We start from the raw sequence: 13,728 nt of genomic DNA on the forward strand, positions 1-13,728 counted from the left end.
GGCCGGGCGGGCGGGCTCCGGCACGTGGTCGCCGGCCGGCTCTCGTCGGACGCTACCGGAGGGCACGCACCCGACGTCCTCCCCCGGTCCGGCCAGGGCGGGCACCGCGGCCGGCTCGGCGGTGGCGACCACGGGGGCGCCGGGGTCGTCGGCCGGGGCGTGCCCGTCGGCGGGCGCCGGGGCGAGCCCGTCCGGGCGGCGCACCGTCCGGGCGAGCAGCACCGACGCGACCATGGCCGCGGTGATGAGCAGCAGCGCGTGCCGCGTGCCCATCAGCTCGGCCGCGAGGCCCAGCAGCGGCGGGGCCGCGAGGGAGGCGGTGGACGAGAACGCCGAGATGACGGCCACCCGGCTCGCCGCGCGCAGCGGGTCGTCGGACGCGGCCGCGATGCCGAGCGGGACGGTCAGCGCGGCGCCGCAGCCCCACGCCACGATGCCCACGGCCGCGAGCGGCAGCGACGGCGCGAAGCCGAACAGCAGCAGGCCGCCGAACGACACCGTGCCGGACGCGCGCAGCACGGCCACCCGGCCGTACCGGTCGATGAGCTTCGTGCCGAGCAGCCGGACCAGCGTCATCGCGCCGACGAACACGCCGAACATCGCGGCGCCCACGGCCTCGACCTGGTCGAACCCGTCGACCACGGCGATGGCGAGCCAGTCGTTCGCCGCGCCCTCGGACAGCGCGGCCGACATGATGACGACGCCGATCAGCAGGGTGCGCGGCTCGCGCCAGGCGCCGAGGGCGGAGCCCGGGCGGGCGACCCGGCGCACGCGCGCGGCCCGCAGCCGCCCGGCCAGGCCCGCCTCGCGCGGGGTGCGGCCCGCGGCGCGGGCGTCGCTCGCGGCGGCGAGCGCGGCGCGGTCCGGCGGCAGCGACTCGATGACGGCGCCGGGCACCGAGAGCAGGCGCCAGACGGTGCCGACGACGGCGGTCGCGACGAACTGCGCGAGCAGCGGGACGTCGGCCGCGGCGCACAGCGCGCCGATGCCGGAGCCGAGCACCGAGCCGATCGAGAACGCGGCGTGGAACTGCGGCAGCACCGTGCGGCCCATGCACCGCTCGACGGCCGCGGTCTCGACGTTCAGCGGCACGTTGCCGATCGCGAAGCCCACGCCGGACAGGAAGATGCCGACCGTCAGCACCGGGACCGAGCCGATCGTCGGGCCGACGCCGATGAGCACGTACGCGGCGGCGAACGCCACCATCGACACGTACAGCACCACGCGGCCGCCGAACCGGTTCACCAGCACCCCGGCGACCGAGACGGTCGCGAGGGAGCCGATCGAGCCGGCGATCAGCAGCCCGCCGAGCTCCGCCGTGCCGAGGTCGAGCGCCGCGCGGACCGCGGGGAGCCGCGCCAGCCAGCCGGACAGCATGAGGCCGCTCAGCGCGAACAGGCCCATGAGCAGCCACCGGGCGCGATGCACCGCCGGGTCGACGGGCCGACGTGGGGTCGACGACGCGCCCCGGCCGGTGCGGCCCGGCCGACGGCCGCCGGTCACGGGTGCCTCGGGTCGGGGTCGGCGGTTGGCCGGGCGGAGGGGGGCGCGCCCGGTGCGGGCCCGCTGCTGGCTCACGGCAGCTCCAGATCGGTGCAAGGGGGTGGTCAAGCGGAGGTCCCGCTCGGGTCGAGGCCCAGTTCGAATCGATTCGACCCGAGCGCCGGAGCGAGCGGTCGAATCGTTTCGGGGGAGGTCACCAGTGTGCGGGTACGCTGGCGGCGGCGTCAACGACTCACGGGGACGGTGACGCCTCTCACCCCCGAGCCCCGGACCCGGAGGCGCCGCGGTGTCCCAGCGACCCACCCTGGCCGACGTGGCCTCCGCCGCCGGGGTGTCGGTCTCGACCGCGTCGCTGGCCTTCTCCGGCGCCGGCCCGATCGCCGAGGCGACCAGGCAGCGGGTGCTCGACGCCGCCGCGAGCCTCGACTACGCCGGCCCCAACCCGCTCGGGCGCCAGCTGCGCAGCGGGCGGTCGGGCATCGTCGGCGTCGTCGTCGGGGACGCCCTGCGCCGGTCGTTCCGGGAGCCGGTGTCCGTGCAGCTCCTCGACGGCCTGGTGGACGCGATCAGCCCGCTCGGCCTCGGCGTCCTGCTGGTGCCCGGGTCGCTCGAGCCCGGTGCACCCCTGGTCGACCCGCTGGTCGAGTCCGCGGCGATGGACGTCGCCGTGCTCATCTGGGGCGGCACGCTGGACGACCCCACGCTGCAGGCGCTGCAGCGGCGCGGGATCCCGCTGGTCGTCGTCGAGGGTCAGGACCTGCCCGGCATCGTGACCGTCGGCATCGAGGACCGGGACGGCGTCGCTGATCTCGCGCGGCACCTCACCGGCCTGGGCCACGAGCGGATCGCGACCGTGACGCTGCCGTTCGGGCCGGACCGGCGCAGCGGGCTCGCGGACGCGACGCGGCTCGGGCAGATCACCTGGTCGATCGCGCGCCGCCGGCTCGACGGGCTGCAGGACGCCGGCGTCGAGCCGGTCGCGATCTACGAGACGCCCGCCTCGCTGGTCGAGCACGGGCACGCCGCCGCGCAGGCCCTGCTCTCCGGCCCGGCCGCGACCCGGCCCACGGCCGTCGTCGCGCAGTCCGACCTGCTCGCGTCCGGCGTGGTGCTGGGCGCGCGGGAGCTCGGGCTGCGTGTCCCCGAGGACGTGTCCGTCGCCGGGTTCGACGGGCTCGACCTGCCGTGGCTCGCGCCGGACGTGCTCACGACCGTCGTGCAGCCCATCACGGAGAAGGGCGCGGTGGTCGGCCGGGCCATCGAGGCGCTCCTGGCCGGCGACACCCCGGCGGACGAGGTCCTCGGCGTCGAGGTGCGCCTCGGCACGACGACCGGGCCGGCGCCTGGCGCCTGAGGCGTCGGCGCGCGCCGATCCCCACCCGATCGTCGCGACCCCACCGTCACGATCGGCGGGCAGCGCGACGATCCGGTGGGGACCCGGTCGTCGCCGAAGAACCGGGACGCCGCCCGGGAGCCGTCAGGAGAGGCGGACGAGCGCCTGGCACTTGGCCAGCACGCGCGCGCCCGCGGCGGTGACCGTCAGGTCGATCCGCGCGGTGCGGGTCTCGGCGTCGAGCGCGCCGACCACGGCGACGACCTCGACGGCCGCCGCACCCGGGTCCGGCACCGGCACGGGCCGGGCGAACCGGGTCTGGTAGTCCAGGACCGCGCCGGGGTCGCCGGCCCAGTCGGACACGACGCCGACGGCCGCGCCCATCGTCCACATGCCGTGCGCGATGACGCCGGGCAGCCCGACCTCGGTCGCGAACCGCTCGTTCCAGTGGATCGGGTTGAAGTCGCCCGACGCCCCGGCGTACCGCACCAGGCGGGACCGGTCGACGGCGAGCCCGCGGCGGCCGACCTCCTGGCCGACGGCCAGGTCCTCGAAGACGGGGGCCATCAGGCGTCCTCCCCCCGGACCGCGAGCGTGGACGTCACCGTGGCGACGGGCTCGCCGCCCTCCGCGCTGATCACGGCGCGGGTCGTCACCATCGACAGACCGGCGCGCTCGGTGACCGCGTCCACGTGCAGGACGGTGACCAGGCGGTCGCCGGCGTGGATCGGGCGGTGGTGGATGAACCGCTCGTCGGCGTGCACGACGCGGCTGAAGTCGATGCCCGCCTCGGGGTCCTCGATCAGCTGCGCCTCGGCGCGCTGCGCCACGACGACGGCGAACGTCGGCGGCGCGATCACGTCGGGGTACCCGAGTGCTCGCGCCGCGTCGACGTCGGTGTGGGCCGGGTGCGTGGCCCCGACCGCCTCCGCGAACGCGCGGAGGGACTCGCGGCCGACCTCGTACGCCTCGTTCGGCGGGTACTCGCGTCCCGCGTACTCGGGGTTGACGGCCACGACGGTGTGCTGAGAGGTCAGCGGGTCTCGCGGTGGACGGTGTGCTTGCCGTCCCGCGGGCAGAACTTCTTCATCTCGAGCCGGTCGGGGTCGTTCCGACGGTTCTTCTTCGTGATGTAGTTCCGCTCCTTGCACTCCGTGCAGGCGAGCGTGATCTTCGGACGGACGTCCGCGCTCTTGCTGGCCATGGTCTTGCCACCTCTCGCGCCCGAAGCGCTTGGATCTTCGTCGTCGGGCGCCGGCGGACGCCCCACTGGATTCAGTGCTGGTAGCGGGGGCGGGGTTCGAACCCGCGACCTCACGATTATGAGTCGTGCGCTCTCACCAACTGAGCTACCCCGCCTCGGGTGCGCACGCCTGCCAGGAGCGATCCTGGCCTGCGACACACCACAGAGCCCCGAACGGGATTCGAACCCGTGACCTCTTCCTTACCAAGGAAGTGCTCTACCACTGAGCTATCGGGGCAGCGCGGACCAGGCTACACGGTGCCCTGGGCCGGTGCGAAATCGGCTCCCGCCCCCGCGTGATGACGCAGGTCGGAGCCCGTTCCGTGCCGGCCCGGAGCAGGTCGAGCCCGTCCGTGCGTGGCGACGGGGCGCCCTCCGTGAGGAGGACGCCCCGTCGTCCGTGCGTGGCGGGTGAGGGATTCGAACCCCCGTAGGCGATGCCAGCTGATTTACAGTCAGCCCCCTTTGGCCACTCGGGTAACCCGCCAGGGTGCGCGCCACGGTGACTGCGTCTCCGGGGTGCGGATGGAAGGATAGCAAGGGTTCGGGCCGGTTCCGAAACCGGCCCGACGAGCCACCGCACCACAGGTCAGGAGGAGTCATGGCGAGCGAGTCGTCGTTCGACGTCGTCAGCAAGGTCGACCGCCAGGAGGTCGACAACGCGCTGAACCAGGCCGTCAAGGAGATCGCGCAGCGGTACGACTTCAAGGGCGTCGGCGCGTCGATCGCGTGGAGCGGCGAGAAGATCCTCATGGTCGCGAACTCCGAGGAGCGCGTCCGCGCCGTCCTCGACGTGTTCCAGACCAAGCTGATCAAGCGCAACATCTCGCTCAAGGCGCTCGACACCGGTGACGGCGACCCCAAGCCGTCCGGCAAGGAGTACCGCCTGGAGGCGACCATCAAGGAGGGCCTGTCCTCCGAGGTCGCCAAGAAGGTGACCAAGCTCATCCGCGACGAGGGCCCCAAGGGCGTCAAGACGCAGATCCAGGGCGACGAGGTCCGCGTCTCGGCCAAGGCCCGCGACGACCTGCAGGCCGTCATCGCGCTGCTCAAGGGCGCCGACGACATCGACGCCGCGCTGCAGTTCATCAACTACCGCTGACGCGACGCGCTAACCCGCGCGAGGCCCGGCACCCGGATCGGGTGCCGGGCCTCGCGTCGTCCACAGGGGCGCAGGTGGCCCTGTCCCGGGGCCGTGGCCTCTGGTTTCATCGGGGACCATGACGGCAGGGGGAGATCCGGAGGCGATCCGGCAGCACGCGCGGCGGCTGCGCGCGACCGCGGACGAGGTGGCCCGTACCGGTGACCGCGTGCGGGCCGGTGCGGGCGTCGAGTGGGTCGGCGTCGCGGCCGACCGGTACCGCGAGCGCCTCGCCGATCACGCGCAGCGGGTGGCGGCCGCGCAGGACGAGCTGCTCGGCACCGCCGGCGCGCTCGACCGGCTCGCCGACGAGCTCGAGGCCCGGCAGGCGGCGATCCGGCGCGCAATGCAGTTCGTCGAGGACCGGCTGGACGACGCCCGGCGCACCGTCGGCCGCCTGGGCGGCCTCGCCGACGACGTGCTCAGCGGCGCGGAGCGGGCGGCCCGCGACGCCGCTCGCGGCGTGCTCGGCACCGTCGCCGGCGGGCTGCCCACCCCCGGCTCCCCCGACTGGTCCGGGGTCGCCGACCGCATCGGGCGGATCGGGTGAGCCCCGCGCTCGCGCCCCTGGACGGCGCGCTGCGGGCCCGGCTGGACGAGCGCGAGTGGGGTGCCGCCGGCGCCGGCGTCCCCGGGCTGCCGGGCTGGGCCGGCGTACTGCCCGTGGACCGGGACGGGTCCCCGGTCCCGCCGGCCGCGGCGCCGCCCGCCGGTGCCGACGCGCCGGAGGGCGTCGACCCCGTGCTCCGCGCGGCCGTCGAGGGCGGCGCGGCCGCGCTGGTCGCCGTCGAGGTGGCCGCGGCCGCGGGCGACCGGGCGCTGCTCGCCGTGCTGTGGTCCGACGCGGAGGCCGGGTCCGGCCTCGCGCGCGGTCTCGACGTCGTCCCCGGCGCCGGCCTGGCGGGCACCACCCCGCGCCCCGGGGTGGAGGTCAGCGCCTTGCCGGTGTCCCGGCTCGTGGACGAGGTGCTCCGGCACGTCCCCGACGCCCCGGCCCGCGTGGCCGCCGCCCCGGCGACCGTCCCCGAGGAGCTGACCGTCGCCCTCGCCCGGGCGATCCGCACCGGCGACACGGCGACCGTCGACGCCCTGTGCGCCGAGCTCGGCACCGACGGACCGCCCGCCGTGGTCGAGGCGGCCGTGCGCGGCACCGACGGCAGCCTGGTGGTGTCCGTCGCGAGCCGCGGCCGCGCGGACGTCTCGACCCTCAGCCTGCTCCGGACGGACGCCGGCTGGGTCGAGCTGACCCGCACCGCCGACGGCCACGTGGTGCACACCCCACGGAGCCGCGAGGACGTGCGCACGGCGCTCCGCTACGACCTGACCGGTCGGTTCACGACCGCGACGACGACGGAGGACGACGCGTGACCATCACCGTGACCGGCGGCGCCGGCGGGATGGGCGCCCGCCTGCAGGACCTGCGCTCCGAGGCCGGCGTGCTCGACGCCGCCGGCGACGAGGTCCGGCGGTGGAGCGGGTCCGTCGCGGCGGTCGCCGTGCACCCGGACGTCACCGTCGCCACCCTGCTGTGCCCCGGGGAGGTCGCCGCGGTCGCAGGGTCGGTCGCGACGGCAACGATCGGGGCGAACGGGTTGCTCGTCGTGAGCACCCGGCTGGAGGGCACCGCCGTCGTGCTGCGGGCGTCGCGGCGACGACCTACGAGTTCGTGGACGGCACGCAGCAGCGCGTGCTCGAGGCGCTGCAGAACGCCGCCGGGTTCACGCTCGGCGCGGCGCTGCCGTTCCTCGCCGCGGGCGGCGGGCTCGTGCTGCTCGTCGGCGCCGGGACCCTGCCGCCCGCCGCGTGGCCCGCGCTCGTCGTGGCCGTCCGGGACGCCGACCCCTCGGTCCTCGGCGGGTGGGCCGGGGACGGGCTGTACGACAACCCCTGGCTGCTGGAGTCGCTCACCCGGATGGCGCCGGGGCTGCTGCAGGGCACCACCTGGAGCCTCGGCACCCTGCTCGGCGGGCCCGCCGGCGGACTGGCGCTGCCGTTCGTGCTGTCCGGCGGGCGGTGGCCGACCGGGTCGTACGAGGACGCCGTCGGCGGGCTGGTGAACGCGGGCGGGCTGCTCGGGATGTTCCAGGACACCGGAGAGGTGGGGGTGACCCTGAGCAACCGGTTGGACGGGTCGTTCGCGCCGCGCTCCGTGGCCGAGGTCTTCGAGCAGCAGAGCGCGATCGGCGCGGACGAGGGGAAGGTCCAGATCGTCCACGTGACGGGCGCCGACGGAACGGCCTCGTACATCGTCCAGATCCCGGGCACCCAGGAGTGGGGACCGACGCGGGGTGACAGCCCGGTGGATCTCACGACCAACCTCCGTCTCATGGCCGGCGACTCCACCCTCATGCAGCGACAGGTCGTGGAGGCCATGCGGCAGGCGGGGATCCGTCCGGGCGACCCCGTCATGCTGACCGGGCACAGCCAGGGCGGGATCACCGCCGCCGCGCTCGCGTCCGACCCCGCGTTCCGGCAGCAGTTCGCGGTGCAGAGCGTGGTGACGGGCGGCTCGCCGATCGCCCGCTTCGACATCCCCGACTCGGTCTCCGTCCTCGCGCTCGAGCACGACCAGGACGCGGTGCCGATGCTCGAGGGCCGGGAGAACCCCGACCGTCCCCGCTGGGTCACGGTCGAGCGCGACCTCGGGACCGTGCGGGACGGCGCGCTGCCGGAGGCGTCCGTCGGCGCCGCGCACGGCACCGGGGTCTACGCCCAGACCGGCGCGCTGGTCGACGCCTCCGACGACCCCTCCGTCCGCGCGTGGCTCGGCGGCGCGGACCAGTTCTTCACCGGGGACGCGACCGTCACCCGGTGGGATGTGACCGCGCCGTGAGGACGCGAGAGCTCGGCGTCGTCGTCGGCATCGCGCTGCTGCTCACCGGCTGCGCCCGCGGCACGTCCGACGACACCACCGACGCCGACCCGGAGGGCGCCGTCGCCGATGACGTCCTGTTCGAGCAGGTCGCCGACCTCCCCGGCGTCGCCGCCACTGAGGACCTGCGGTTCCAGCAGGACTTCGGGCTGCCCCCGCAGTACGCCGGGCGCATCACGGCGGCGGACGACGCGGACCCGCTGTGCGTGCTGGACGAGGCCCTGTCGATCCTGCACCAGGGCCGCGCGGGGGTCGGGCTCGAGGTGCTGGTCACGACCAGCGAGAAGCAGACCTACGGCCTGTCCAGCCTCGTGGGCCGCGACGGCTCCGCCGAGGACCGCTACGGCCCGCAGCCGACCGAGCCCCAGCCGACGGCCACGGTCCGCCCGTGCACGCCACCGGACGCCGGGTCCTCGCTCGGCGGCGCGACCCCGACGCCCTGACCCTCAGTACCGCTCGACCCCGCCGTACCCCGCCATGCGCTCCAGGCGCTGGATCCGGTCCGCCATCGGCGGGTGGGTCGCGAACATCCGGCCCATGCCCGCGCCCTTGAACGGGTTCGCGATCATCAGGTGCGACACGTCCACGAGGTCCCGCTCCTGCGGCAGCGGCCGGGCCGCGGTGCCCTGCTCGAGCTTGCGCAGCGCCGACGCGAGAGCGAGCGGGTCCCCGGTCAGCGCGGCGCCGTCCTCGTCGGCGTCGTACTCGCGGGTCCGGCTGATCGCGAGCTGGATGAGCGTCGCCGCGAGCGGGGCGAGGAACACCATGAGCAGCGCCGCGATCGGGTTGCCGCCGCGGTCGCGGTCGTTGCCCCCGCCGAAGAACAGCGCGAACTGCGCGACCGAGGTGATGACGCCGGCGACGGCCGCCGCGATGGACGACGTGAGGATGTCCCGGTTGTAGACGTGCATGAGCTCGTGGCCGAGGACGCCGCGGAGCTCGCGCTCGTCGAGGATCTGCAGGATGCCCTCGGTGCAGCAGACGGCGGCGTTGCGCGGGTTGCGCCCGGTGGCGAACGCGTTCGGCGCGGCGGTCGGCGACACGTAGAGCCGGGGCATGGGCTGGCGGGCGGCCGTCGAGAGCTCGCGGACGATCCGGTACATCGCGGGCTGCTCGATCTCGGACACCGGCCGCGCGTGCATGGCGCGGATCGCGATCTTGTCGGAGTTCCAGTAGGAGTACGCGGTCATGGCCAGGCCGGCGAGCGCGAACAGGAAGATGTACCGACCGTTCGCCACGAACGCGCCGATGCCGAGCAGCACGGCCCACAGGACGCCGAACAGCAGCGCCGTCTTGAGGCCGTTGTAGTGCCGGTGACCCATGTCCGTCCTTCCCTCGTCGCGGCCGACAACTCGTCCCGCGTCCCGAACAACGCGGCAGGCCGTCGACCAGTTCCCCTACCCTGACCCCGCACATCCCGCCGTCCCCGAGGAGACCCCGTGCGTACCGTCCGCATCCTGGCCCTGGCCGCCGCGAGCGCGCTGGCGCTCGCGGCCTGTGCGCCCGTCGACGAGGGGACCGACGCCCCGTCGTCGTCCGCCGCCGCCGAGGGCTCGCTCGACACGCTCACCGACGGCGTGCTGACGATCGGCACCTCCGACCCGGCGTACGAGCCGTGGGTCGTCGGTAACGACCCGAGCAGCGGCGAGGGCTTCGAGGCCGCCGTGGCCTACGCGGTCGCGCAGCAGCTCGGCTACGACGCCGACCAGGTCGAGTGGGTCCCGGTGACGTTCGACCAGATCATCGCCCCGGGCGCCAAGTCGTTCGACTTCGCGATCAACCAGGTGTCGATCAGCCCCGAGCGCGCCGAGAACCTCGACTTCTCGTCCTCGTACTACGACACCGCGCAGGCCGTCGTGACGCTGGAGGGCTCGCCGGTCGCCGGCGCCACCTCGCTGGCCGACCTCAAGGACGCCAAGCTCGGCGCGATGGTCGGCACCACCAGCCTGACGACCGCGCAGGACGCGATCGACCCGAGCACCGACATCCAGGTGTTCAATGACAACGACCAGGTGAAGCAGGCGCTGCAGGCCGGGCTGGTGGACGCGATCGTCGTCGACCTGCCGACCGCGCTCTACATCACCGCGGCCGAGCTCGACGGCGGCGTCCTCGTCGGCCAGCTGCCCGCGGACGACGCCGCGGAGGCGGACCAGTTCGGGCTGGTGCTCGACAAGGGCTCGTCGCTGACCGAGCCGGTCACCGAGGCCGTCGACGCGCTGCGGGAGGACGGCACGCTCGCCGACCTCGAGTCGCAGTGGCTCACCGACGCGGCCGGCGCGCCGGTCCTGCAGTAGTGCCGGCGGGACCCGCGGACCCCGCCATGCCGCCGGACGGCACCCGCCCCGCGTGGGTGCCGTCCGACCGGCAGCGCGACCGCGACGCGTACCGGCGCGGCCAGACCCGCCGCTCGACCCTGATCGCCCTGGTCAGCACGGTCGTGGTGGCGGGTCTCGCCGTGCTCGGGCTGGTGAGCTCGCCCGGGTGGCCGCGGGTCAAGCAGTCGTTCCTCGACCCCGAGGTCGCCTGGGCGTCGCTGCCCAAGGTGCTCGAGGGCCTGTGGCTCAACGTCCGGGTCATGGCGGTGTGCGCGGTGATCATCGTCGTCGTGGCGATGCTGCTGGCCCTCGCGCGGACGCTCCGCGGGCCGGCGTTCTTCCCGCTGCGCGCGCTCGCCACGGGGTACGTGGACGTGTTCCGCGGGCTGCCGCTGATCCTCGTGCTGCTGCTCGTCGGGTTCGGCCTGCCCGGGCTGCGGCTGCAGGGCGTCCCGACGTCGGCGGTCGTGCTCGGCGGGCTGGCGCTGGTGCTCACCTACTCGGCGTACGTGGCGGAGGTGTTCCGCGCGGGCATCGAGTCGGTGCACCCGTCGCAGATCGCCTCCGCCCGCTCGCTGGGCCTGACCCGCGGGCAGACGCTCCGGCACGTCGTGCTCCCCCAGGCGGTGCGCCGGGTCGTGCCGCCGCTGCTGAACGACCTGGTGTCGCTGTCGAAGGACTCGGGCCTCATCTCGATCCTCGGCGCGGTGGACGCGGTCCGCGCCGCCCAGATCCAGACCGCCACCTACGCCAACTTCACGCCGTACGTCGTCGCGGGCGTGCTGTTCGTGCTGCTGACGATCCCGCTGACCCGGTTCACGGACGCGCTGGCGCGGCGCGGCGGCTGGCTGGGGTCGCAGAGCGGGCTCGCCGGCGCGGGGGCCATGCGATGACCGGGCCCGCGTCCGCTCCCGACGTCGTCCCCGCCGGGACCCCGCTGCTGCGCGTCGACCGGGTCCGCAAGGCGTTCGGCGACCACGTCGTCCTCGACGACCTGTCCCTCGACGTCGCCGAGCACCGCGTCGTCGTGCTGATCGGCGCCTCCGGCTCCGGCAAGTCGACGCTGCTGCGCTGCATCAACCTGCTGGAGGAGGTCGACGACGGCGTCATCGAGGTCGCCGGCCAGGAGGTCACCGACCCGCGCGTCGACGCCAACGCGGTGCGCGCGCGGATCGGCATGGTGTTCCAGGCCTACAACCTGTTCCCGCACCTGCGGGTCCTCGACAACGTGACGCTCGCGCCGCGGCTGGTGCACAAGGTCGGGAAGCGGGAGGCCCGGGAGCGCGCCGCCGCGATGCTGGAGCGGGTCGGCCTCGGCGCCAAGGCGCAGGCGTTCCCGGACGAGCTGTCCGGCGGCCAGCAGCAGCGGGTGGCGATCGCCCGCGCGCTGGTGACGCAGCCGGCGCTCATGCTGCTGGACGAGGTGACGAGCGCGCTGGACCCGGAGCTGGTCGGCGAGGTGCTCGACCTGCTCGGGGAGCTCAAGGACGAGGGCACGACGATGGTCGTCGCGACGCACGAGATGGCGTTCGCGCGGCACGTCGCCGACGAGGTCTGCTTCCTGCACCAGGGCCGGATCCTGGAGCGCGGACCGGCGGAGCAGGTCCTCGGCGCCCCGCGCGAGCAGCGCACGCAGGAGTTCCTCCGCCGCTTCACGGGCTGACGCGCGGGCGTCGCGGCGGTCGGCCCGGGCAGGACTGGAGATCAGTGGAGCGTTCTGCCCGACACGCGCGGCGTGTCGCGGCAGAACGCTCCACTCGGTTCCAGCCAGAGCCCGTCAGGCCTCGCCGGCCGCCTCGGCCAGCGCGATCCGCACCATGTCCTCGCGCGGCACGACCTTGACCCGCTCGCGCCCGTGCGGCTCGCCGAGCGCGCGCTCGTACGCGTCCAGCAGCTCCCAGCCGGCCCAGTGGATCGGGCGGGCGCCGCGCGCGGTGAGGAAGTCGACGACCGCCTGCGGGTCCGGCTCGGTGGCGGACAGGAACGGGTTGCCGGGCTCGGTGACGTCGCCCGCGTCCTCGACCAGGTGCCGGATCGTCTCGCTGGCGTCGGACTTGGTGTGCCCGATGAGGCCGACCGGGCCGCGCTTGATCCAGCCGGTCGTGTAGACGCCGGCCACCGGCTCGCCGTCGACGTCGACGACCCGCCCCTCGCGGTTCGCGATGACGCCCCGCGCCTCGTCGAACGGCACGTCCACCAGCGGCGAGCCGAAGTAGCCGACCGCGCGGTACACGGCCTGCACCGGCCAGTCGTGCGTCGTCCCGGTTCCCGCGACGGTGCCGTCGCCGGCCAGCGCGGTGCGCTCGGTGCGCAGCCCGACGACCTTGCCGTCCTCGCCCAGCACCTCGACCGGCTTGTGCAGGAAGTGCAGGTGGATGCGGCGGCTCGCCGTCAGCTCCTCCGGCTCCTTGAGCGTCCAGTCGGTGAGCGTCTTGACGACCTGCTTGGTCTGGTTCGACGAGTGGATGGCGGCCATCGAGCCCTCGTCGAAGTCGAAGTCCTCCGGGTACACCACGACGTCGACGTCGGGCACGTGGCCGAGCTCGCGGAGCTCCAGCGGGGAGAACTTGGCCTGGGCCGGGCCGCGGCGGGCGAACACGTGCACGTCCGTCACCGGGCTCGCCTTCAGGCCGTCGTAGACGTTCTGCGGGACCTCGGTCGGCAGCAGGTCGTCGGCGTGCTTGGCCAGGATGCGGGCGACGTCGAGCGCCACGTTCCCGGCGCCGAGCACCGCGACGTGCTGGGCGGTCAGCGGCCAGGTGCGCGGGACGTCCGGGTGGCCGTCGTACCAGGACACGAAGTCCGCGGCGCCGTACGAGCCGTCCAGGTCGATGCCCGGGATCGGCAGGTCGGCGTCCTTGATGGCGCCGGTCGCGAAGATCACCGCGTCGTAGTGCCGGCGCAGGTCCTCCAGCTTGAGGTCCACCCCGTAGTCGACGTTGCAGATCAGGCGGATGTCGCCGCGCTCGAGCACCTTGTGCAGGGCGACGATGATCTGCTTGATCCGCGGGTGGTCGGGGGCGACGCCGTACCGGACCAGGCCGAACGGCGCGGGCAGCCGCTCGATGAGGTCGATGGACACGTCCAGGCCCGAGCGGCTCAGGATGTCCGAGGCGTAGATGCCGGCGGGGCCGGCGCCGACGACGGCCACACGGACAGGGCGGTTCGAGCTCACGCAGGTGCCTTCCTTCAAGGGGTCGCCGACCAGTGTAGGACGACCTAACCTCTGCCGATCTGGCGCGACTTCCCGCCGTTCTCGGTCCGCGCCCGCGGACGGGACCTCGGGGCGTCGGGGGGCGGCGCTAGCGTCGGGTCGTGAGC

15 protein-coding genes and 3 tRNA genes are annotated in these 13,728 nt (G+C 74.6%); 9 read left to right on the forward strand and 9 right to left on the reverse strand.

Going from position 1 to position 13,728, the window contains the following annotated elements; translation table 11 throughout:
• Window positions 1–1,806 (reverse strand): MFS transporter (locus G6556_RS11375; RefSeq protein ID WP_346774848.1); only part of this gene is annotated, 1,806 nt, incomplete at its 3' end.
• Here G6556_RS11375 and G6556_RS11380 point away from each other — a divergent pair.
• On the forward strand, window positions 1,790–2,857 hold the full coding sequence (locus tag G6556_RS11380) for a LacI family DNA-binding transcriptional regulator (protein WP_166941381.1): 1,068 nt from the start codon (window positions 1,790–1,792) through the stop codon (window positions 2,855–2,857). The genes G6556_RS11375 and G6556_RS11380 overlap by 17 nt on opposite strands.
• Window positions 2,858–2,980: 123 nt before the next feature.
• Here G6556_RS11380 and G6556_RS11385 read toward each other — a convergent pair whose 3' ends face one another.
• From G6556_RS11385 to G6556_RS11410, 6 genes are all read right to left on the reverse strand, one after another.
• Window positions 2,981–3,403: a MaoC family dehydratase gene (locus G6556_RS11385; protein WP_166941383.1), complete on the reverse strand. Its 423-nt coding sequence runs from the start codon at window positions 3,401–3,403 to the stop codon at window positions 2,981–2,983.
• A complete protein-coding gene (locus tag G6556_RS11390; protein WP_166941385.1) occupies window positions 3,403–3,852 on the reverse strand; it encodes a MaoC family dehydratase N-terminal domain-containing protein in 450 nt (149 codons plus the stop codon). The genes G6556_RS11385 and G6556_RS11390 overlap by 1 nt, the downstream gene beginning before the upstream one ends.
• 17 nt (window positions 3,853–3,869) lie before the next feature.
• Window positions 3,870–4,040 (reverse strand): 50S ribosomal protein L33, encoded by a 171-nt coding sequence (gene rpmG, locus G6556_RS11395; protein ID WP_154728867.1) that lies wholly within the window; start codon window positions 4,038–4,040, stop codon window positions 3,870–3,872.
• A 78-nt stretch (window positions 4,041–4,118) separates the two neighbouring features.
• A tRNA-Met gene (locus tag G6556_RS11400) sits at window positions 4,119–4,195 on the reverse strand.
• Window positions 4,196–4,245: 50 nt separating this feature from the next.
• A tRNA-Thr gene (locus G6556_RS11405) sits at window positions 4,246–4,317 on the reverse strand.
• 167 nt (window positions 4,318–4,484) lie between these two features.
• Window positions 4,485–4,566, reverse strand: a tRNA-Tyr gene (locus tag G6556_RS11410).
• 114 nt (window positions 4,567–4,680) lie between these two features.
• On the opposite strand from G6556_RS11410, the gene G6556_RS11415 reads away from it, so the two are divergent.
• From G6556_RS11415 to G6556_RS11435, 5 genes are all read left to right on the forward strand, one after another.
• On the forward strand, window positions 4,681–5,181 hold the full coding sequence (locus tag G6556_RS11415; RefSeq protein WP_166941387.1) for a YajQ family cyclic di-GMP-binding protein: 501 nt from the start codon (window positions 4,681–4,683) through the stop codon (window positions 5,179–5,181).
• Between the two features lie 118 nt (window positions 5,182–5,299).
• Complete coding sequence (locus tag G6556_RS11420; RefSeq protein WP_166941389.1) at window positions 5,300–5,770, forward strand: WXG100 family type VII secretion target; 471 nt, start codon at window positions 5,300–5,302, stop codon at window positions 5,768–5,770.
• Entirely contained in the window at window positions 5,767–6,588 is an 822-nt protein-coding gene (locus tag G6556_RS11425; protein WP_166941390.1) for a hypothetical protein, read from the forward strand. The genes G6556_RS11420 and G6556_RS11425 overlap by 4 nt, the downstream gene beginning before the upstream one ends.
• Window positions 6,589–6,886: 298 nt before the next feature.
• On the forward strand, window positions 6,887–8,053 hold the full coding sequence (locus G6556_RS11430; RefSeq protein ID WP_166941392.1) for a hypothetical protein: 1,167 nt from the start codon (window positions 6,887–6,889) through the stop codon (window positions 8,051–8,053).
• Entirely contained in the window at window positions 8,050–8,535 is a 486-nt protein-coding gene (locus tag G6556_RS11435; protein ID WP_166941394.1) for a hypothetical protein, read from the forward strand. The genes G6556_RS11430 and G6556_RS11435 overlap by 4 nt, the downstream gene beginning before the upstream one ends.
• 3 nt (window positions 8,536–8,538) lie before the next feature.
• Here the strand turns inward: G6556_RS11435 and htpX are convergent, their stop codons facing one another.
• A complete protein-coding gene (gene htpX / locus G6556_RS11440; RefSeq protein WP_166941396.1) occupies window positions 8,539–9,414 on the reverse strand; it encodes a zinc metalloprotease HtpX in 876 nt (291 codons plus the stop codon).
• 117 nt (window positions 9,415–9,531) lie between these two features.
• Between htpX and G6556_RS11445 the strand changes: the two genes are divergently transcribed.
• The 3 genes from G6556_RS11445 to G6556_RS11455 are packed head-to-tail and all read left to right on the forward strand — an operon-like array spanning window position 9,532 to window position 12,070.
• Window positions 9,532–10,386, forward strand: coding sequence for a transporter substrate-binding domain-containing protein (locus tag G6556_RS11445; RefSeq protein WP_166941398.1), 855 nt, complete (start codon window positions 9,532–9,534; stop codon window positions 10,384–10,386).
• A 26-nt stretch (window positions 10,387–10,412) separates the two neighbouring features.
• Complete coding sequence (locus tag G6556_RS11450; protein WP_166941405.1) at window positions 10,413–11,300, forward strand: amino acid ABC transporter permease; 888 nt, start codon at window positions 10,413–10,415, stop codon at window positions 11,298–11,300.
• Complete coding sequence (locus G6556_RS11455) at window positions 11,297–12,070, forward strand: amino acid ABC transporter ATP-binding protein (protein WP_277344745.1); 774 nt, start codon at window positions 11,297–11,299, stop codon at window positions 12,068–12,070. The genes G6556_RS11450 and G6556_RS11455 overlap by 4 nt, the downstream gene beginning before the upstream one ends.
• Before the next feature lie 114 nt (window positions 12,071–12,184).
• Here G6556_RS11455 and G6556_RS11460 read toward each other — a convergent pair whose 3' ends face one another.
• Window positions 12,185–13,582 carry an FAD-dependent oxidoreductase gene (locus tag G6556_RS11460; protein WP_166941400.1) on the reverse strand — a complete coding sequence of 466 codons (1,398 nt, stop codon included), beginning with the start codon at window positions 13,580–13,582 and terminating at the stop codon, window positions 12,185–12,187.
• Window positions 13,583–13,728 lie beyond the last annotated feature (146 nt).

The organism is Cellulomonas sp. IC4_254, from assembly GCF_011603975.1.
GTDB lineage: Bacteria > Actinomycetota > Actinomycetes > Actinomycetales > Cellulomonadaceae > Cellulomonas.

Excerpts from the sequence above, each read along its gene's own strand:
- G6556_RS11385 (WP_166941383.1), bottom strand. The coding sequence starts at position 3,403 with ATGGCCCCCGTCTTCGAGGACCTGGCCGTCGGCCAGGAGGTCGGCCGC.
- rpmG (WP_154728867.1), bottom strand. The coding sequence starts at position 4,040 with ATGGCCAGCAAGAGCGCGGACGTCCGTCCGAAGATCACGCTCGCCTGC.
- G6556_RS11415 (WP_166941387.1), top strand. The coding sequence starts at position 4,681 with ATGGCGAGCGAGTCGTCGTTCGACGTCGTCAGCAAGGTCGACCGCCAG.
- G6556_RS11420 (WP_166941389.1), top strand. The coding sequence starts at position 5,300 with ATGACGGCAGGGGGAGATCCGGAGGCGATCCGGCAGCACGCGCGGCGG.
- htpX (WP_166941396.1), bottom strand. The coding sequence starts at position 9,414 with ATGGGTCACCGGCACTACAACGGCCTCAAGACGGCGCTGCTGTTCGGC.
- G6556_RS11450 (WP_166941405.1), top strand. The coding sequence starts at position 10,413 with ATGCCGCCGGACGGCACCCGCCCCGCGTGGGTGCCGTCCGACCGGCAG.
- G6556_RS11455 (WP_277344745.1), top strand. The coding sequence starts at position 11,297 with ATGACCGGGCCCGCGTCCGCTCCCGACGTCGTCCCCGCCGGGACCCCG.